19 protein-coding genes and 1 riboswitch are annotated in these 20,645 nt (G+C 35.6%); of the genes, 3 read left to right on the plus strand and 16 right to left on the minus strand.

Annotation, left to right across the window (positions count from 1 at the left end; translation table 11 throughout):
• Positions 1–2 precede the first annotated feature (2 nt).
• The 12 genes from wecB to GMB29_RS25265 form a co-directional block, all read right to left on the minus strand.
• Positions 3–1,130, minus strand: a complete 1,128-nt coding sequence (wecB, locus tag GMB29_RS25210) for a non-hydrolyzing UDP-N-acetylglucosamine 2-epimerase (protein WP_136352205.1) — start codon at positions 1,128–1,130, stop codon at positions 3–5.
• Positions 1,131–1,143: 13 nt separating this feature from the next.
• Positions 1,144–2,004, minus strand: coding sequence for an SDR family oxidoreductase (locus GMB29_RS25215; protein WP_136352204.1), 861 nt, complete (start codon positions 2,002–2,004; stop codon positions 1,144–1,146).
• The gene (locus GMB29_RS25220) at positions 2,001–3,026 is read right to left on the minus strand and encodes a polysaccharide biosynthesis protein (protein WP_136352203.1); all 1,026 of its coding nucleotides are present in this window, start codon (positions 3,024–3,026) and stop codon (positions 2,001–2,003) included. Before GMB29_RS25220 ends, GMB29_RS25215 begins: the two co-directional genes overlap by 4 nt.
• Positions 3,027–3,050: 24 nt before the next feature.
• A complete protein-coding gene (locus GMB29_RS25225) occupies positions 3,051–4,286 on the minus strand; it encodes a glycosyltransferase family 4 protein (RefSeq protein WP_136352202.1) in 1,236 nt (411 codons plus the stop codon).
• A 2-nt stretch (positions 4,287–4,288) separates the two neighbouring features.
• Positions 4,289–5,146, minus strand: coding sequence for an NAD-dependent epimerase/dehydratase family protein (locus GMB29_RS25230; RefSeq protein WP_136352201.1), 858 nt, complete (start codon positions 5,144–5,146; stop codon positions 4,289–4,291).
• Positions 5,143–5,772, minus strand: a complete 630-nt coding sequence (locus GMB29_RS25235) for a sugar transferase (protein ID WP_136352200.1) — start codon at positions 5,770–5,772, stop codon at positions 5,143–5,145. Before GMB29_RS25235 ends, GMB29_RS25230 begins: the two co-directional genes overlap by 4 nt.
• 469 nt (positions 5,773–6,241) lie before the next feature.
• Positions 6,242–8,062 (minus strand): polysaccharide biosynthesis protein, encoded by a 1,821-nt coding sequence (locus GMB29_RS25240; RefSeq protein ID WP_136352198.1) that lies wholly within the window; start codon positions 8,060–8,062, stop codon positions 6,242–6,244.
• A 368-nt stretch (positions 8,063–8,430) separates the two neighbouring features.
• Positions 8,431–9,195, minus strand: a complete 765-nt coding sequence (locus tag GMB29_RS25245) for a tyrosine-protein phosphatase (RefSeq protein WP_136352197.1) — start codon at positions 9,193–9,195, stop codon at positions 8,431–8,433.
• A gap of 122 nt (positions 9,196–9,317) precedes the next feature.
• A complete protein-coding gene (locus tag GMB29_RS25250) occupies positions 9,318–10,040 on the minus strand; it encodes a CpsD/CapB family tyrosine-protein kinase (protein WP_136352196.1) in 723 nt (240 codons plus the stop codon).
• Entirely contained in the window at positions 10,009–10,755 is a 747-nt protein-coding gene (locus GMB29_RS25255) for a YveK family protein (protein WP_136352195.1), read from the minus strand. The genes GMB29_RS25250 and GMB29_RS25255 overlap by 32 nt, the downstream gene beginning before the upstream one ends.
• A gap of 271 nt (positions 10,756–11,026) precedes the next feature.
• Positions 11,027–11,263, minus strand: a complete 237-nt coding sequence (locus tag GMB29_RS25260; RefSeq protein WP_155443950.1) for a hypothetical protein — start codon at positions 11,261–11,263, stop codon at positions 11,027–11,029.
• Between the two features lie 345 nt (positions 11,264–11,608).
• Complete coding sequence (locus GMB29_RS25265) at positions 11,609–11,821, minus strand: hypothetical protein (protein ID WP_136352194.1); 213 nt, start codon at positions 11,819–11,821, stop codon at positions 11,609–11,611.
• Between the two features lie 309 nt (positions 11,822–12,130).
• A riboswitch (cyclic di-GMP riboswitch) is annotated at positions 12,131–12,213 on the plus strand.
• 21 nt (positions 12,214–12,234) lie between these two features.
• Between GMB29_RS25265 and GMB29_RS27785 the strand changes: the two genes are divergently transcribed.
• Positions 12,235–12,366 (plus strand): hypothetical protein, encoded by a 132-nt coding sequence (locus tag GMB29_RS27785; protein WP_264766587.1) that lies wholly within the window; start codon positions 12,235–12,237, stop codon positions 12,364–12,366.
• Positions 12,367–12,565: 199 nt separating this feature from the next.
• Here GMB29_RS27785 and GMB29_RS25270 read toward each other — a convergent pair whose 3' ends face one another.
• A complete protein-coding gene (locus GMB29_RS25270; RefSeq protein ID WP_136352193.1) occupies positions 12,566–13,042 on the minus strand; it encodes a hypothetical protein in 477 nt (158 codons plus the stop codon).
• Between the two features lie 121 nt (positions 13,043–13,163).
• Positions 13,164–13,307 (minus strand): YwzD family small protein, encoded by a 144-nt coding sequence (locus GMB29_RS27150; protein WP_168733791.1) that lies wholly within the window; start codon positions 13,305–13,307, stop codon positions 13,164–13,166.
• Between the two features lie 459 nt (positions 13,308–13,766).
• Between GMB29_RS27150 and GMB29_RS25275 the strand changes: the two genes are divergently transcribed.
• A complete protein-coding gene (locus tag GMB29_RS25275) occupies positions 13,767–15,404 on the plus strand; it encodes an SWIM zinc finger family protein (RefSeq protein ID WP_168733790.1) in 1,638 nt (545 codons plus the stop codon).
• A complete protein-coding gene (locus tag GMB29_RS25280; RefSeq protein WP_136352191.1) occupies positions 15,397–18,150 on the plus strand; it encodes a DEAD/DEAH box helicase in 2,754 nt (917 codons plus the stop codon). Before GMB29_RS25275 ends, GMB29_RS25280 begins: the two co-directional genes overlap by 8 nt.
• A 162-nt stretch (positions 18,151–18,312) precedes the next feature.
• Here GMB29_RS25280 and GMB29_RS25285 read toward each other — a convergent pair whose 3' ends face one another.
• Positions 18,313–19,125, minus strand: coding sequence for a BtpA/SgcQ family protein (locus GMB29_RS25285; protein ID WP_136352190.1), 813 nt, complete (start codon positions 19,123–19,125; stop codon positions 18,313–18,315).
• A 74-nt stretch (positions 19,126–19,199) separates the two neighbouring features.
• Positions 19,200–20,525, minus strand: coding sequence for a GntT/GntP/DsdX family permease (locus GMB29_RS25290; RefSeq protein ID WP_136352189.1), 1,326 nt, complete (start codon positions 20,523–20,525; stop codon positions 19,200–19,202).
• Positions 20,526–20,645 lie beyond the last annotated feature (120 nt).

Raw genomic sequence — 20,645 nt, forward strand, 5'->3', positions numbered from 1 at the left:
ACTTATCCTTTCCCCCAAACAACCCTATTAACTATCTGTGTATAACTTTGAATTATTTTTATAACCTTAACAGAAACATTAGTATCTTGATAATCGGTAACAGGAATGACTAATTCATTAGCCTCCCACATACTCCTACATAATTCAACAGACTGAATTACATCATTTTTTTTGATTCCACCAAGTATAATAACTCCTTTATCTAACGCCTCTGGACGTTCAGTAGATGTTCTAATTGATACAGCTGGAAATCCTAGTATAGAAGCCTCTTCAGGCACTGTCCCACTATCAGAAAGTACACAAAAAGCATTTAATTGAAGTTTATTATAATCAAAGAAACCAAATGGTTTTAGACTCTTAACTAATCGATGAAATTTAAAGTCTCTTTTCTCAATAATATTTTTACTTCTTGGATGGGTTGAATATATTACTGGAATTTGATAATATTCGGCTATCTCATTAATAGCATTCATAAGTGATAAAAAGTTTTCCTCATTATCAATATTTTCTTCTCTATGGGCAGAAACTAATATATATTTTCCTTTTTCTAGACCAAGGGTCTCAAGTACATTACTCTCTTGGATCTTATTTTCATATTTCTTCAACACTTCTGTCATAGGAGAACCAGTTACATAGATATGCTCTTTCCTAACTCCTTCAGCTATCAAATATCTCCTAGCATGCTCAGTATATGGCAAATTCACATCTGATATATGGTCAACAATTTTTCTATTAATTTCCTCAGGTAAGTTTTCATCAAAACAACGATTACCTGCTTCCATATGGAAAATCGGTATCTTTAGTCTTTTTGCAGATATTGCAGATAATGATGAATTAGTATCTCCTAAAATCAGTAATGCATCTGGTTTTTCTCTATTAAGAAGTTCATAGGCTTTAGAAATAATATTTCCCATTGTTTCACCTAGATTTCCCCCAACACTGTCTAAATAATAATCTGGCTCACGAATTTCTAATTCTTCAAAGAAAACTTGATTAAGTGTATAGTCCCAATTTTGACCGGTATGAACAAGTATATGATTAAAATATTTGTCCATTTTTTTAATTGTTTCACTTAATCTAATAATTTCAGGCCTAGTTCCAACGATCGTCATAACTTTAAGTTTGTTCATATACATCATCCTTTTACTCTAAATTAAAATAATGTGGATATAATTCTTTATGAGAAACAACCCATTCTTTCATTTCCATAATCATTTCTTCATATGAAGGAACGACAAAATCAAAATCATTCCTACTATTTATCAACGATTTATCTAATGATACTTTATCACTTTTATTTATTGTTAATTTATTATCTTTAAAATATTTATTAAAGAGTTTTAATAGTTCATACTTAGTAATTGAGTCATTATTAACTAAGTTATATAATCCAGCTAAATTATTTTCCATAGCCTTTTCCATTGCCTTTGCTAATGTTAAAGTAGTTACTCCAGTCCAAATAGCTTTAGTAAAACCATTAATTTCTCCATTTTGCTCCATAAACCAATTAAACAGTCCTATTCCATATTCATTAATATCGGGACCTATAATAGAGTTCCTGAAAGTTAAATCCTTTTCGTTTTCTAATTCTCCTAGTGCTTTTGATCGATCATAAAAGGTTTCTCCATCCCTAATGGAATTTTCATTATAATTTCCACTCTTACCTGAGAAAACACAATCTGTACTCATATGAATTATCTTTGTTTTTGATTCTCTAGTTTGATAACTTAGATAATGAGGTAAATAACTATTTAAGAATACAGCTTGATGTTTATTTTCCTCAGCAAATTCATTTAAAATTCCGATACAGTTTATAACAGCATCATATTTACCATTATTAATCGTTTCTGAAACTATTGGTAAATTAGTAATATCAGCAATGATATTTTCACAATACGGAAAAGGCCTTCTAGTTAGTGCTGTTACTTCATGGCCTTGCTCTTTTAAATATATAGCTATCACGTGACCAGCCATCCCAGTAGCACCTAATATTAAAAATCTCATACGAGCACCTTCCACTTGTCAAGTTCTTCTTTTATATACTCGAGTTGCATTAATTTCCCCTTAATTTGCTCGATGTTTAGACGATGTGTATTATGGGAATTGTATTCTTCATCAATTGAAAGTTTTTCATTACCTTGTTCAAAATATTTTCCATAGTTTAAATCACGATTATCAGCTGGAACCCTAAAGAAACCACCTAAATCTTCTGCTACAACATACTCTTCTCTTGTTAAGAGAGTCTCATATAATTTTTCTCCATGACGAGTACCAATAACTTTTATCTCATTATTTGCCTTAAAAAGTTCTTTTAAAGCTATAGCTAAATCCCCAATTAGGCTAGCCGGTGCTTTTTGAACCATAATATCTCCAGCCTCTGCATTTTGAAATGCAAATATAACTAACTCAACAGCCTCTTCAAGACTCATTAAATATCTAGTCATGTTTGGATCAGTGACTGTTAATGGCTGACCATTTTTTATTTGTTCGATAAATAATGGGATAACTGAACCACGTGAAGCCATAACATTTCCATATCTAGTCCCACAGATAAGTGTTTTATTTGGATCAACAGTTTTTGATTTAGCAACAAATACTTTTTCCATCATTGCTTTTGAAATACCCATAGCATTAATTGGATAAGCTGCTTTGTCTGTTGAAAGACAAATTACCTTTTTTACTCCATAATCTATTGCAGCTGTTAATACATTTTCAGTACCTAATACGTTCGTTTTTACAGCCTCTAGAGGGAAAAATTCACATGAAGGAACTTGTTTAAGAGCAGCTGCATGAAAAACATAATCAACCCCATGCATTGCGTTTTTTACACTTGCTAGGTCCCTTACATCACCAATGTAAAACTTCAATTTGTCATTCTTATACAATTTACGCATATCATCTTGCTTTTTTTCATCTCGTGAAAAGATACGGATTTCTTTTATATCACTATCTAAGAATCTTTCCATTACGGCATTACCGAAAGAGCCTGTACCACCTGTTATCAATAAAGTTTTATCTTTAAACATATTAGTTATCTCCATTCTATAAAATTAGTTTTTTTTGAAAAGTTCATCCATTCTATTTAACAACTTATTTTTATCAAAATTTTCCTTATAATAATCAATTGCGTTTCTTGACATCCTTTGTAATTCTTCCGAAGACATTAAAACCAAATTCCGAATATTTTCAGCAAGTTGCTTTGCATCTCCAGCATCACTACAAATACCTGCTTTAGCCTTATTTATAACATTTTGTATTTCTCCATCAGCCGAAACTATTACAGGGATCCCACAGGCTAAACAAGATTGTGTTTTTGCAGGTAAGGTTATAGAAAATACTTTACTTTTAGAAAGACTTATTAATGTTGCATCACATACTGCCATGAACTCTGGAATTCTCGTGGCAGGCTGTTTAGATATAAAATTAAACATATCTGAAACATCAAATTCGTTAACTAGATTTATTAATGAATTTTTATAACGTCCATCTCCAACTATATTAAATCGAACCTTCATGCTATTATTCTTTAAAATGTGTGCTACTTCAGGTAGTATATTCAAACCTTGTGCAACACCAATATTACCTGCAAAAATAATATTAAATGCATCATCTTGAGGAATTTCTGATACTGATACATTATCTTTATCAACAGGAACATAAAAATCCTCAGCATATTGAGGCCAAAATTCTAATTTATCTAGCTCCACACCACGCATATTAATAGCTTCTATAAAACTCTTTGAGGAAGTAAATATTCTATTACAACGTCTATATATATAATCAACCATTTTTCCGATTATATTTAAAATACGCTCATTTTTAATCCCCGCAACAATTTCTACGTTTTCAGGCCATAAGTCAGTAACATACAGATAACATGGTATCCTTCTGTTTTTTGCATACCATACACCCGGAAGTGCTTGAGTCATCGGAGAAACTTCATATATAAAAACAAAATCAGCCTTTATTTTTGTGAATAAACTCCAGAAAAAGCCAGAAGCTACAAAGGATAAATAATTTAATGCAAGCATTATTGGATTATTACCTCTTGGAATAAGTGGAATCCTAATAATCTCTATACCTTTATATATTTCTTTTCTTTTCTTAAATAATCCATATCCATCATAATACTTGCCTTGAGGGTAGTTTGGAATACCAGTAATCACTGTTACTTTATAACCTCTTTTAACCCATTCTGTACAAATATCATTAATACGAAATTGTTCAGGATAGAAATATTGTGCTACAACCAATATATGTTTTTTCAAATCCCTTTCACCCTTCATCTTTACTCCTCAGTTAATTCAATTGTTTTCTTAAGATTATTTATTTGATAATTTCCCTTATAATCACTCATACTTTTTTCATAAATTAAATTGCCAAAAACCTTATTTATTAACCCAATTTTCATCCCCGCAACTTTAAAAAAAGGATTGAAAACTTTCGTTAGTTTAATCTTCTTTCCATAAATCTCAGCAATCAATCTGACCATTTCACTTGTTTTAACATACTCCCGATTTTGTGGAAAGAATAATCCACTCTCTTCATTGTCAATCATTAGCCTAATAAATTCACAAAGATTATCTATATGAAGCATACTGCGTTGATTATCTATATCTGGAAAGATCGGTAGTTTTCGAGCAATTTTTGCCAACTTGGAATAATTCCCTTTAGATCCTTTACCATAAATCATTGGAGGTCTAATAATAGCGATTTTAAAATTATCACTCTCTAAAGGCTTGATAGCCTCTTCTGCCTGCAATTTACTATTACCATAAAAGTTACTTGGAGTAGGTACTGTATTTTTATCAATGACTTTTTTATCTCTACTACTATCACCATATACAATTATACTGCTCATAAAAATAAACTGCTTTACACCTTCACCTTTGGCCTTTTTAGCAAATTCTATTGTAAGGTCACGATTTACTTTGTAATACATCTCTTCCATTTTAGGATCTGAAGAAACATGTGCTATCCCTGCTACATGAAACACAACATCATATCCCGAGCAATCCTTTTCCTTCCATGAATCATCTCTTAAACTTATAGAATCTATTGAGTATTTTTCAGGATATTCGCCAAGCCATCTCTCCAAACTCATACCTACATAGCTGTTCTTTCCTGTAATAAGTATTTTTTTCATTTAGAAATGCTCTCCTTATTGCTCACAACTTCCTTTTTAGCTCCAGTTCCACCTTCAACAACCCCGTCACTTTTTAAAACACTAATTATAGTCCCAAAGAAGCACATAATATCCATTAAGAAGCCAATGCCCTTAACATACTCTCCATCCAACTTTGCCTTAATCTCAATAGGGAGTTCATCCCTTCCATTAATCTGTGCCCAACCAGTTAATCCAGGAGGCACATCATTAGCACCATATTTATCACGTTCTGCAATCAAATCATACTGATTCCATAAAGCAGGACGAGGACCGATAATGCTCATCTGACCAACAAAGATGTTCCAAATTTGAGGTAGTTCATCTAATGAAGTCTTTCTAAGGAACTTACCTACCCTAGTAATATATTGTTCAGGGTTCCCTAATAAATGAGTAGGAGTATCCTTGGGCGTATCTATTCTCATAGTACGGAACTTTAAAATTTTAAAATGAGTTTTATGAAGACCGACACGCTTTTGTTTAAATAACACCGGACCCCTTGAATCCAACTTAATAGCTATAATAAGAATTAATAATATCGGTGATAAAACAATTATTCCTATTAGAGAAAGAATGATATCTATCAATCTTTTTATCTTCAAATACATGCATGTAACACTCCTTGAATAGTTATTGAGTAAATTAGTGCTAAATGGATTTCTCCTTATCCAACCAACAATCTCACTTACTTCAAACTTTTAACTATATAATTTGTAGCGAATCCATCAATCACAAAAAGAGACACTCCTACTATCATCACGATTTAGTCTCCATCGTACAGGTAAGGAGATATCACCTAAATATACTACCACCACAAATCATGCCCTAATCCTTTTGGTACATTCTTACAAATATAATATATATCAACCTTTGAAGACTTATTAATCTCTTTCAAAAAAATTAAACCTTCTTTTGTGAACAAATCATACTCAAGCTCAAACGAGTTATCAAAATTATCTTCATTATCAACAATAGATAGTAACTCTTTAGGCTGTCGCAAATAAAAATCTGTCCCTAAGTCCTGCAGCTGAAATAATAGATATCCTTACCTTTTGCAACTAAAGAACAGCACAACAATTAATTCGCACTTTTTACTAACAAATCTTCATTTTTATTAGCTAACCCTAATACATACTCACGAATATATTCCACATCAAAACTTTCATAATTCTCAATCAAAGTCTTCACTCGCTCATACTCAAACCCAACCGTTTTCCCAACAAAAATCTTTGGAAACACAGCCTCACTATGAACTTCATTCTCACCAAGAAGCTCCTCAAACATCTTTTCACCTGGTCTAATCCCAGCAAACTTAATCCCAATTTCATCAACTGTATAACCTGATAGTTTAATAAGATTTTCCGCCAAATCAACAATCTTTACAGGCTCACCCATATCAAGGACAAAAATCTCGCCACCGCGGGCAAGTGCCCCAGCTTGCATCACTAAACGTGATGCTTCAGGAATTGTCATAAAATACCTCGTCATTTCAGGATGTGTCACTGTAACTGGTCCACCAGCATGTATTTGCTTTTTAAACAGCGGAATAACACTACCACGGCTACCAAGTACATTTCCAAATCGAACAGCAACAAATTTCGTATCACTATGCTTATTCAATTCCTGAATTACCATCTCCGCAATCCGCTTTGTAGAACCCATCACATTCGTTGGATTCACTGCTTTGTCAGATGAAACAAGTACAAAAGTACCAACTCCAAACGTATCCGCAGCCTCTGCCACATTCTTCGTCCCAATTACATTATTTTTTACAGCTTCCTTTGGATTATATTCCATCAAAGGTACATGTTTATGAGCCGCTGCATGATACACAACATCTGGTCTATGATATTCCATTACTTCAAATATTCTATTTCGATCTTGTACATCGGCAATAATTGGAATGATTTCAACTTCATCTTTAACTTGATTTCTTAACTCCATATCAATACTATAAATAGAATTTTCACCATGGCCTAAAAGCAATAATTTCTTCGGCTTAAATTTACTTACTTGCCTACAAATCTCCGAACCAATGGAGCCACCAGCTCCTGTCACAAGAATCGTCTTTCCAGTCAGTTTCTTCGAAATACTTTGAATATCTAATTCTACTGGATCACGCCCTAATAAATCTTCCACCTGAACATCACGGAATTGATTCACTGCTACTTTTCCTGTAACAATATCCTCAATCATTGGCATAATTTTCGTTTGTGCGTTAGTTTTACTACACTCTTGAAAAATTCTTTGAATTTCATGTTTACTAAGTGACGGAATCGCAATGATAATATGATCAATCTCATTGTTTTCAACAATTTTAGGAATATCCTCTGACTTCCCTAAAACTGTCACACCATATATTTGAAGCTTCTGCTTTGAAAAATCGTCATCAACAAAAGCAACTGGTTTTAGTTCACTATCGTTATTTTTTAACAATTGACGAACAAGCATTGTACCAGCTGAACCTGCTCCAACAATAAGTGCTTTCTTTTTCTTTACGTCCGACTTAATAATCCTTGCTCTAACAATTCTCCAAGAGAACCTTGACCCTCCTATTAAACACATATGTAAAAGCCATGTGATAAATAGAACTCGAACATAAATGTGACCATTTACAATTAACTGCACTCCAGCAGCTGTGACGATCGAGTAAGTTATAGCCTTTACAATCGTTACAAGTTCACCAACACTCGCATATTCCCATGCCTTATGGTATAAACGATAAATAAATGCAAACACATGATGACTAAAAAGTAAGGTTAAAGAACTAATAACCAGCAATTGTAAATTATAAAAACTAAAATAAGGATTTAAAATATAATAGCCGATATAGATTGAGAACAAGACAATGATTGAATCCATCCCCATCAGAAGTGACATCCGTTTAGAATAACTCAATTTTTACCCCTTCTTTACACAAATTTTTTTCAATGAAATATCTAATTAAAGCACACAATATTTATGTGTTTTAATTAGACATCTATCATAAAATGTCTAATTATTTTCATCTCTTATCCTTTTATTAATTACATCATTTATTATCTTTTGAATGGAGATCAATTTATCTAACGGTGCGTCTTGATAAATATAACGAATTGTTTTTTGTATCGTTTTTGGTAAATCTTTAAAGCTATTCATCTTTTACCCCACTCCACAATTAGTAATTAAAGAAGTTAGCTAAAATCACCTTATCAGTTCACATTTTACTAAAACTAAGTACAAGTGATTTTTGATTTGATACTAACTTAGAAATCACTAACCAAAAATCAGAAAAACCCTAAAAACTTCCTACGCTTAATTTGACTTGGCTCTTGATTATAAACAGCCTGTCCTTTAATTAGAAGTTCAGCATTTTCTTGAAAATAATACACCGCCTGACTACCAAACTCTTTCTCTATCTCAGAAATCGATTCCCTAATTTTAAAGCTTCTATTAGAAACATTGTGTGCATCTGAAGCTAAAAAATGAGTCAAGTTAGCGTCTATCAAATCTAGCGAAAATTTTTTAATCTTTTTTCCAAAGTGTCCTGTTATACTTCCTGCGGTAACTTGTGTTAGTGCACCTTTTTTTACAAGATTAAGCAGTTTGTTCGGATTCTCCATAATCTCTGCATTTCTTTCTGGATGCACGATCACTGGCGTCAATCCCTGCAACTGTACATCAAACAAGAGTTTCTCCGTATACCTTGGGACATGACCCGAAGGCAATTCCACAAAGATGTAGTTTAAGTTATTAAGAGTGAGGATTTCACCTTTTTCAAGATTCTCTAATAACTCACCAAAGATTCGTGTTTCTTGTCCCGGTAAAACTTCCAACGGTATTTTCTTATTCGAAAATAAACTATTAAGCTCTAATACTCTATCTATAATATCTTGCTTTTTATTAACATACTTCCCATTCTGATGATGAGGTGTTGCAATTATTTTCGTGATCCCTTCGTTTACAGCCTGTTTTGCCATCTCTATTGAATCTTCGATGGACTGAGCACCATCGTCTACACCAGGGAGAATATGACTATGAATATCGATCATTTTACCTACCCCAACTTGATAATTTTGGCATTTTATCGTACTTTTTACCCAAAAATTCGACATGAACTAAGCTTAACATCATGAATCCCCCAAGAAAAGGGGGGTAAATTGTCGAAACGTGACTATTTTCCCCCGTAGTAATAATAATACTGACTGTCTTGAACTTTCTTATTGTTTAATACAACACCTATTATTTTCGCTTTTGCACTTTCAAGAAGTTCCTTTGCTTTCTTCGCAGAATCGATTTCTGTTTTACCGCTGCTAACAACAAGTACAACCCCATCAGCTAGATTTGACAATACTTGCGCATCTGTTACAGCTAATACTGGTGGTGAATCAAGGATGATGACATCATACTCATTCTTTGCAAGCTCAAATAAAGCATTCATTCCTCTTGATCCAAGTAACTCTGAAGGATTTGGTGGAATCGGACCACTTGACAATACCCAAAGATTTTCTTGATCTGTAGTTTTCACTGCTTCATCAAGTGATGCTTGTCTTGTTAATACATTTGATAAACCAACGTGGTTCTCAGTACGGAACGTATAATGTACTGTTGGTTTCCTTAAATCTGCATCAATTAATAACACACGTTTACCCTGCTGCGCGAAGACAACGGCTAAGTTTGCTGTTGTTGTTGATTTCCCTTCAGCTGGACCAGCAGAGGTAACAATGATTGTTTGCAGCTCTTCATCAACACTGGAAAACTGGATATTCGTACGGACAGTACGGAATTGCTCTGCGATTGGTGATTTTGGATTTGTTAATGAGATTAAACTTCTGTTTTGCAATTGAAAAATCTTCTGTCTATCTTTACGAGCCAACTGACTCACCTCTTGTTCCATTAAACTTTACTTTAATAGCTTGCGGATTTAATTCGCCTTCCATATTAATCTTTGTAATCGCACCTAATACTGGAAGCCCTAGTTGATTTTCAATATCCTGCTCTGTTTTGATTGTGTTATCAAGGTATTCAAGTAAGAACGCTATACCTACACCTGCCATTAAACCAACGACTAATGCAATGGCCATATTTAACACTGGTTGTGGTTTGATTGGTGATGGATCCTCGCCAATTTGTGCTTGTGTTAAAACTGTTACATTATCTACATTCATAATTTTTGAAATTTCAGTTTGAAACGTTTTGGCAATTGCGTTAGCAATGTCTGCAGCTTTTTGTGGATCTTCATTTTGAACAGTTATATTTACAACCTGTGAGTCTTGTTCACTTCCTACTGTTATTAATTCATTAAGTGCTACAGCTGACATATCTAATTTTTCTTGGTTAATCACTTTATCTAAAATCGCTGGACTTTTAATAATCACGGTATATGTGTTAATTAATTGAAGGTTTGTTTGAACTTCACCTGGATTATATACTTGTTGATCACTTTTTGATTGATTGACAAGAATTTGCGTTGAAGATTGATACATAGGTGTTAGGAGAAAATAACTAACAATTCCACTAGTGGCAGTTGCAATGGCTGTGATGATGATGATAAGTGTGAGACGTTTCTTTAAAGTCTGAAACAGCTCCTTCAAGCTGATAGTTTCTTCCATGATGACCTCCAAAAATTTTAATCTATTATTTTAAGATGACTAGACTATTATAAAGAATAAATATGTTTATATCTACAAAAAAACAACATATTTTTACAAAAAAGGATGACTTTCTACTTGTTTTGTTTAACCGCTGAACTTATTCTATCACCTTTTTGTCAGTATTTTTACATTTTTTTTTGGGCAATTTGTACCAAATATTTCATGTAAACGCATTCTTATATGATATAAAGCAAAAAGACTGATTCAAACTTTTTTGAATCAGTCCTTTTTATTTTATTATCCATTCGTTGTTATCGTTACTAGTGCCCGTATGATGATTGCTAGAATCGGAAGTGAGTAAGTAATAAGTTTTTCTTTTGTTCTCTTTTCTTGCAATTTCTTCTGGTGTAATCCAATTTGCCATACCCTTTGTTCCCTTGAAAATATTTCGACATGTTTGTCGATACATTATTCTATATCTATATAATTTATCGACAAATAAATATTTTTGTTTAATAGATTGCATAACCTATAAAACTCCATGTTGCACAGAACAAATTGACTATAAGTTTTTTTAGTATATTGAAGTAATTGATAATTATTGGAAATCCTCCTTCGACACTCTTTACAATAATTTATAAATTATTGATTTCTTATAAAAAACAAAATATTTGATAAAAATTGAAAAATGTTGGTACGGAAAATGTATATTAAATAGGGCAAAAGATATGTCAAAAGAATGTTCGTTGATATTTTTTCAAAGAAGAATAGAGATAGTATTATTTTATGAAATAAATATTGATTAGGAGGCATTAGGTAACAGAGGACACTAATGCCTTTGTCATTGGATTATTAAGCATCATCTGTACGTTTATTTTAGATAGATCGCTAAATCCATACCGTTTACATGACTATTCCATATCTTTTTATCAATTTTCTTTGCTTCTTTAAATTCATCAATGAATATAAGATCTGCTCCTAATAAAGCCGTTAATTGCTCCAAATTAAGTCTTTTCTTCACAGCATGATCATCATGGTGAAAGATGACAGTGGTTTTTCCTGTGTTTGTGACACTTGTACCCATGTTACGCCCCCTATACTTTACTATTTAATTTTATAAAGTTAGTTTTGGCTATAAGTTACATATTTATTACAGGAATGACAGTTATTCTCTGACAGATAAACTTTCAAAAATGAAGCAAAAGGTTGGTTTCAGGTGCCGCCATATCATATAGCAGAAAATAATACTAAATAGGGATCAGTGAATCCAGCAAGCTTAGTAGTAATAATCCAAAATCACTGAAACCTAGCAGATCAAAACTAGTATATTAGTCTTAATTAGATAAATAATCCGAAAGACCCATATAAATCGACATTATTCCTCCCGATAATAAAACTACAAAGGCAAAATCACTGAAAAGCGATGACGCAAAGCTATAGGGGCTCCTTTCTTAGAAAAGCCAGCCAGCTACCATCATATCTAAAGGGGAAATTTTGATGTCAGATCATTTTTGGGCTACACCTGAAGAAATTGCTAGAGTGAAAAAGCGTAACAAAACGATTCTGTATGCTACACTCCCAGTTGTTACAGTTATTGTAACTGCACTGCTAACAATGTTATTAAACTAAAATGAATGAAGTGCCTTTCCGGTAGATGAATGATCATCACCTTTCGGACAGGCACTTTTAATTTTTGAACGTTAGAAATGTGAGAAAAATTGTCGCTTTCATTATGAAAGACATCTTACTTCCTTCTTATCTTATATGTGTCTTTGAGTAGTACTTGTTGAGGGGAATTGAGAGGAGTTAATCACAATGAATGTATTTACTAGAGGTCAAGTTGATTCCTCATCTTTGCTATTTCCCTTTCGTTTCTTACCGTCTTTTCCCATGTGTGTTCATGGTCTGCTTCTAATGAATCAAATTTCGCAATGATTTCTTCATAATGTTTTTCGTTTTCATAGCGCATTTCACTAAGTTCAAGGCGCATGGCAGATTGTTCTTCTTTCATCGACTTTTGCTCATTTTTTATTGTTGCAATATCTTGCTTCATCAATGTTTGTTCACTTTTTATTGACGCAATATCTTGCTTCATTGATGTTTGGTCGCTTTTTATTGTTGCGATATCTTGCTTCATCGATGTTTGATCGCTTTTTATTGTTGCGATATCTTGCTTCATCGATGTTTGTTCGCTTTTTATCGATGTGATATCTTGCTTCATCGATGTTTGGTCTTCATGCATATTTCCTACCATTTTTATGATCTTCGATAACATGTCTTCTATTCGGGTTAATCTTTCTTCCACCATTTTCACCTCCTTCAACATGATTTTACAATTTTTAATAGGGATTGGCGAATCAATAAAATTAATCTTTTGGCTGTCCCCAAAACACAACAAAATGCGAGCACCCCAGGCGCTCGCATTTTTATGATGCATATACTTTTTTTATTTGTGAGATTAAATCTTCGATCATGTCAATTGTTGTCATGTCAGTTGTTCTTTCGCCTTTATCGTGAGCGCGTAACAGAATTTGCAGCAGCTCTTCTTGATTTAGCTGACTATCTTTCATAGTTACAAATCCCTTTCTTTTTTTACAATTTCAGACAATATGAGACTATTATACTTGGTAATAGACAAACTTGCAACGTGGTAATTATTGAAAATTTCTGTCAACAGAATAGATACATTTTTATTATTTACATTATCTAAGTCATGATTGCCCAGTTGTCCATTTTAAAAACATTCACACATTTCGAAAATAACTTCCCTTTTATGTCCCCCGTTTTATCTCATGCTAAACCTTTTTGATCTAATTCGAATGCGGTATAATAGAAGAATTAGGTTTTTAGTAAATATAAAACGTATACATTCTTTGTATCTAATATATGTGTCTAGCTGCAGCGCCTAGCCCCTCGAGGTCATAAGCCACTCATGAATTGAAGGCATATTACACCTTCTATTCATGATCGTCTTATGCTTGTCAGGGCTGGACAAGGCGCTTCCGCTTTTCTTTGAAAGGGGGTACACGATGATGCTTGGTCGAGATCTTAGTAAAGAACTTGTACTTGGTGCCGGTGAGCAAATAAAAAAATTGCTTTCAAATAAGGATGAGGATGATCGGAATTTAATTAAAAAAGGTCTCATCTTATATCGGCAAGGCAGTATTTATAACGTAAGTACGACAAGTCATACGGTTTCAGCAAAGGTACAGGATGTGACAAGTGTTCAGGTTGAGCTTGATTTGGATGATTTTGTGATGAGTTCATGTACATGTCCATCACAGGAGATTTGCAGGCACCGGATTGCTGCTTTCCTTTATGTATATGCAAGTGTAGACCGAGTTGGCACTTTTGTAGACTATTGGAAAGAAGAGATGTCTGTTGATGATGTGTTAAAGAAACATGTTCGAAAAGCAAGCTCTTTTTATAAGCCTGATAAGGAGTATGAGGATTCATCCTTAGCAAGCTGGATTGTTTTTTTTGATCGTCAATATGATGAATGGTATGAACATGTGTCATCACCGCACCAGCTATTTCAAAGTCTTTTTCATCAGTACTATTCGACTCTTAAGCAAAAGGCACCGAAGTCTCCTGAGATGAAGCAGTTTTTTATTGTGCAAGCATCTGTGACCGTGTTTTTGAAGATTTTGAAGCTGCTTAATGAGACGAATCCAAGTGACTATATGTTGCAACATATTATTTATCCGTATATTGATCAACTTACAGACAATGTCGGGGCAGCGATTCGTGAGATGAAGCGGTATGCCTTGCCATTTGCGCTTGATCCGCTTTTGGTTGATAGTGTGGAACGGTTTCGGGAGCTGCTTTATACGAGTAAGCATTATCAGTATGAACGTAGTCATCTTTATCAGCTGCTTTGGATTGAGCTTTTGCGAAGAGACAAGTTTATCTCGATTGAACGTGAGTGGCTTGAAGAACGTCTCCACGATGAATTGAAGCAGGAATCGCCTTATGCTGTGGAAATGGAAACAGCGTTAATGCATATGGATTTCCTTCAGTCACGTGATGAGCAGATTTTTACTACTTTACGGAAGCTGACTCCTGCGGCATTGCCATTTACGTTTAATTGGGTTGAAGATATTTTGAAAAAGAAAAATTGGAAACGGCTTTCTGGCTGGATTTCCTATTTGATGGACCATTCAACAGAGTATATTCATAGTTCGGTGCATTTTGATGAAAAACGGCAGACGATTCGTTATATGTTGAATTTAATTAAAGAGTATAGTGATGCAATGAAGGATGATCAGCTTTTTGAAAATGCCTGCCGGAACATGCTTCCGTTTAGTTATGCGGAGTATGATGACTATCTCTTACAGAAGGAAAAATACAAGAATTGGATTGAGCTACAGACTCTTTTAGGATTTTCATTATCAGAGCTTGATTCTTATGTTTTAAAGGATATTGAAAAAAATGAGCCTGGTGTCCTGCTGCCCATTTATGTGAAATCCGTACAGGATGAGATAAGGTTGAAGTCACGTGAAAACTATAAAAGGGCTGTTCGTTATTTGAAGCGCATTAAAGCACAGTATAAAAAGCTGAAACGCGAAGAAGTGTGGGAGAATTACATCTTGACATTAGCTGAGGAGCATAAGCGTCTGCGTGCCTTTAAAGAAGAACTGAAGAAAGGGAAATTGATTCATGATTAATATGGTCAACATTGTCGTTCATGCAGAACAAATCGAGGATTACTCTTTTTATGTGTATTGTACAGCCGAGCATGATGAACGCCCATTAGAGGTTGCTGAATTCTCACGCTCCCTTTTCACGTGGCATGAATCCTCCTTTTTCGGAACGAACCTGGAAGACATTACGTATATTGGAACGCCTGCTGTGCTGCTTTCCCCCTGGATGATGGTTGAGATGCTTGGAAAGGAAACGTTTAATTCGCTCGCAACGATTTCTTTCACAGAGGAAACCAAAAAGCTAGCAAAAACAGCGAAGGAAATCTATGAACTGATTGCAAGCGGAAGCTATGTTCCCGATTTTGCAAGCTGGAAACATGGTGTGACACGCTTTAAGGATGCAGCAAATAAGCTGGAAGGCTTTGCATTAGAATGGTTTTCAGCTGCCTTAGCTGACATGGTCGAAAAGGATACGGTACTCCGAAATGCCTGGGCTGATGTTGTGAACAGTTATCCTGTTTTAACAACCTTCCAAGGACATTTCATCGATGAAGGAGATTTTCTTGAAAAGATCGGCTGGCAGCTTGATGATACCCCATTCTCTGTTGGTCTCCGCTTAAATGAACCTGAGACAGATGGCGATGATTGGCAGCTTGAAATCCTGCTCCGCAGTAAGGTAGAAGAGGAAGAAGTTGTTCATTTTCAAGGCGAAGGTGAGCTGCCGAAAAAATGGCGTCCATATGTTCATAAAATTGAGCGTGAACAGGAGCGCTTTGCGAATGTTGTTCCATGGTTAAGCTTTCGAACAGGAACAACGTATGTCACAGAGGATGAAGCATGGTTATTTTTAACGGATGCGAGTGAAACATTGATCAATATGGGTGTGGAAATTTTACTTCCGTCATGGTGGCAGGTTGTCAAAGAGTCACAGCTGATGCTGAAGGCTAAGGTTTCATCTTCCCCACGCGGACAGTCCTTTGTCGGCATGAATTCACTGATTGATTTTAATTGGCGCTTTGCCACAAATGGGGTGGAAATGAGTGAAGAGGAATTTTTAGCACTTGTTTCCCAGCAGCGCCGACTCGTAAATTTTAAAGGGCAGTGGATCAAGCTTGACCCTGCTTTTATTAAGCAGGTACAGGCGATTTTAAAAAGAGCGGATCGCGAAGGCTTGCATCTGTCAGATATTTTACATCAGGAGCTGGGTGCTAAGGATCTTGATGCGGATTACGATGAGATCCTTGATACACGGGCATTTGCCAATATTCAAATTGAGCTCAATCAGCAAATGAAGAGCATGCTTAAAAAGCTGACTGACACAAGCGAGCTGCCAACACATGAGATTCCTGATGAATTTCTTGGCACCCTTCGTCCTTATCAGCAAAACGGTGTTGATTGGCTGTTATTTTTACGCAGTGTTTCCTTCGGCGCTTGTTTAGCTGATGACATGGGATTAGGGAAAACCATTCAAATGATTGCGTACTTTTCATATGTAAAAGACAGAGAGAAGCCTGAACAACCGGCACTGATCATTGCACCAACATCTGTTCTTGGCAACTGGCAGAAGGAATTTGAGAAATTTGCTCCACATTTTCGTGTGAAGCTCCATTATGGTGGTAATCGAAAATTTGCCGAATCGGTCAAGGATGCAGACGTTGTCTTAACATCCTACGGGTTATCACATGCTGATTTTGAGGACATCTCCTCGATTACTTGGAGCACGATCTGTCTTGATGAGGCGCAAAATATAAAAAATGCTCATACGAAGCAGTCGCGCGCGATTCGCAAGCTCCGCGGCCAGCATCATATCGCCTTGACTGGAACACCAATGGAAAATCGTCTTACTGAGCTCTGGTCGATCTATGATTTCTTAAACCGCGGTTATTTAGGAAGCTTGCACAGCTTTCATAAGCACTATGTGCTGCCGATTGAAAAGGAACGAGATGTCGAGCAAATTGAACAGCTGCAGCGTTATATTAAGCCATTTTTGCTGAGAAGAACGAAGCGTGATGAACAAGTTGCCTTGAACCTTCCTGATAAGCAGGAGCAAAAGGAATATGTTCCGCTTTCGATCGAGCAGGCATCTTTATATGAGCAGCTTGTTAAAGATACATTCGAACAAGTTAATTCCCTCGCAGGGATGCAGCGAAAGGCGTTAATTTTAAAAATGCTTGGCAAGCTCAAGCAAATCTGTAATCATCCAGCCTTATATTTAAAAGAGCAGGTACCGAAACAGCTCATGACACGCTCACATAAAATTGAAAAACTAATCGAGTTAACAACCAATATTCGTGAGCAGCAAGAAAGCTGCCTCATTTTTACGCAATATATCGGGATGGGCGAAATGATGAAAAGCCTGCTCGAAAAAGAATTTGGTGAGAGAGTCTTGTTTTTAAATGGCAGTGTGATGAAAAATGAGCGTGACCGCATGGTTGATGCTTTTCAAAATAAAGAGTTTCCAATCTTAATTTTGTCGTTAAAGGCCGGTGGAACAGGTTTAAATTTAACTGCCGCAAATCATGTCATCCACTATGACCGCTGGTGGAATCCAGCCGTTGAAAACCAAGCGACAGACAGGGCTTACCGCATTGGCCAGGACCGTTTTGTCCACGTTCATAAACTGATAACAACAGGCACGATCGAAGAAAAAATCGATGAAATGCTAGAGAAAAAACAAACCTTAAACGATGAAATTATTCAGAGTGAAAATTGGATCACAGAGCTTTCAGCAGATGAATTAGAAGAGCTCTTTACCTTGTCTATGAGTTAGGAAAGGGGTTCAAAGAATGGCAACAAAGAAGAAAAAGGGAAAGATAATGGAAGATAAAAAGGCCCCGCAGTGGGAGAAGCTTGTTAAACTAATTGAAAAGAAGGTTTTGAAGTAAAACGACAGTTTAGCAACTGTCGTTTTTTTGTTATTCATCCAACAAGCTTAAAACGAATGGCGAAAAGTCTTCACCTTATCCATAAATTCCTTTACTCGTCTAACATCAACATGATTCTCAAATTTCCCATCGTGTTTAAACGTGGTGCCAGTGACTGCGCCGTCAGCAATCGTTAACTGTTCCTCAAGGTTATCTAGTGTGACGCCTGTGTTTGCCAATACAACGGTTTCTGGAACGACCTCTTTTACGCGTCTTAGTAACTGTGCATCAGTTTGTGAGCCTGCTGTTAAGCCAGATACACATAATGCATCAGGTCGATTATTAAATACCGTTGATCTAGCAATACTTTCGATATCCCGATCAGCTAAATATTTGGCTGCTTCTGGGACAATGTTGAATAACAGCTTTACATCTTCAGCGCCAATTCGATGCTGATGTCTAATCGTTTCACCTGCATTTGTATCCCATGTTCCAAAATCGCTGGCATATACACCAGTGAAAATTTCTCTGACAAACTTCGCCCCTGTTGCAGCAGCTAAATCTAGTGATTTTTTTGCATCCCATAATACATTCACACCAAATGGAACTTTCATATCTGCCATCAATTCTCCAATAATTCGAGCCATCGCAGCAACCGTTTCCGTTTTTACATCTGTTAAATACGGCATGCTAAACTCGTTTGAAAACATGACAGCATCCACACCGCCCTCTTGAAGGGCATGCAAATCTTTTCTTGCCATTTCAACAACATATTCCATCCCCTTTTCTTTATTAAAATAAGGGTCTCCTGGCAGGGGCAATAAATGGCACATTGCAATAATTGCCTTTTCCGTTCCCAGTATTTCTTTTAACCAAGTCATTTTTATTCCTCCTGCTACAATAGGGATGATAAAGATAAACTCCCTCTACCTAAAAGGAGAAGGAGTTTTGCTTTTTATATGAACAAATCGAACAATAAAACAGTTCCAAATGCAATAAATGAAAGCATTGTCTCCAATACCGTCCACGTTTTAAATGTTTCGTTTACTGTTAAGCCCAGATATTCTTTTACCATCCAGAAACCAGCATCATTTACGTGTGATAACATTAGCGATCCTGCACCTGTTGCGATAACGAGCAATTCTAAGTTCACACCTGACATGTGTTCGATAATGGGCGACACAATACCAGCTGCTGTTGTTAATGCTACTGTCGCTGAACCTGTAGCAACTCGAATTAATCCGGCTACGATAAACGCCAAAACAATTGGAGATAGGGATAAATTCTCTGACATTTGAGCAATGGATGTACCTACGCCACTCTCAATAAGGATTTGTTTAAATCCACCGCCTGCACCGATGATTAAAATAATGGAAGCAACTGGCAGCAAGCACTCTTCTGATAACTTCTTAATGAAATTTTTATCCATACCTTGGCGAATTCCAAGGAAGTAAAATGCTGCGAAACAAGAAATGAGAAGGGCAATGACAGGACTTCCAATAAAGATAAATAATTTTAACACGCCATCAGGCAGTGCCATATACGGTGCAATAACTGATAATACCATTAATAGAACAGGTAATAAGATAATGAAGAATGATATTCCTGTACTTGGCAATTTTTCTGACGTCTTACTTACTCGAATGAGCTCTGGCTCTCTTTCAGGAATAACGCGATTATTCACCCACTTTGCAAACAATGGACCTGCGATGATTGCTGCTGGCAGTGCAATGATGAGTGAGTAGACCAGAACTTTTCCTATATTGGCATTATAGATACCAATTGCAGTCATTGCCCCTGGGTGCGGAGGTACAAGACCATGTACAATGGATAACCCAGCAAGAACAGGTATTGCAATTAATAAAATGTTTTGTTTCGTCGTTCGATAAATTGAAATAACTAGAGGTAATAACATGACAATCCCTACGTCAAAAAATACCGGGATCCCAATGATAAAGCCTGAGAGCAACATCGCCCATGGCAATTTCTTTACACCAAAGATGCGAATGAAGAAATCTGCAACTTGCATTCCAGCACCTGAATCTGACATCAACTTTCCTAAAATCGTACCTAACGCTAAGATTCCTACTAAATGGCCTAAGACGCTCCCAACTCCGGTTTCATAAGCAACAACGATTTTATCCATTGATAATCCGGACATAACCGCTAAGAACAAACTCGCCACGGTTAAACTAATGAACGCATGCCATTTCCACCATGCTACTCCTAAAATGACAATCACAATCGCAAGCAATGTAACCGCTAATAAATATAATTCCATCCTTCTTCCCCCTACTCCCTAAAGTAAACGTTTTCAAATCCTTGGCGAGAAAAGGAGTTTTTCCCATTTCTCGTATTTTCTCTAGTCTTTATCATTCACAAATTGGTATTTTCTTGTTGA

This window comes from Metabacillus sediminilitoris (assembly GCF_009720625.1).
GTDB classification, from domain to species: Bacteria; Bacillota; Bacilli; order Bacillales; family Bacillaceae; genus Metabacillus; species Metabacillus sediminilitoris.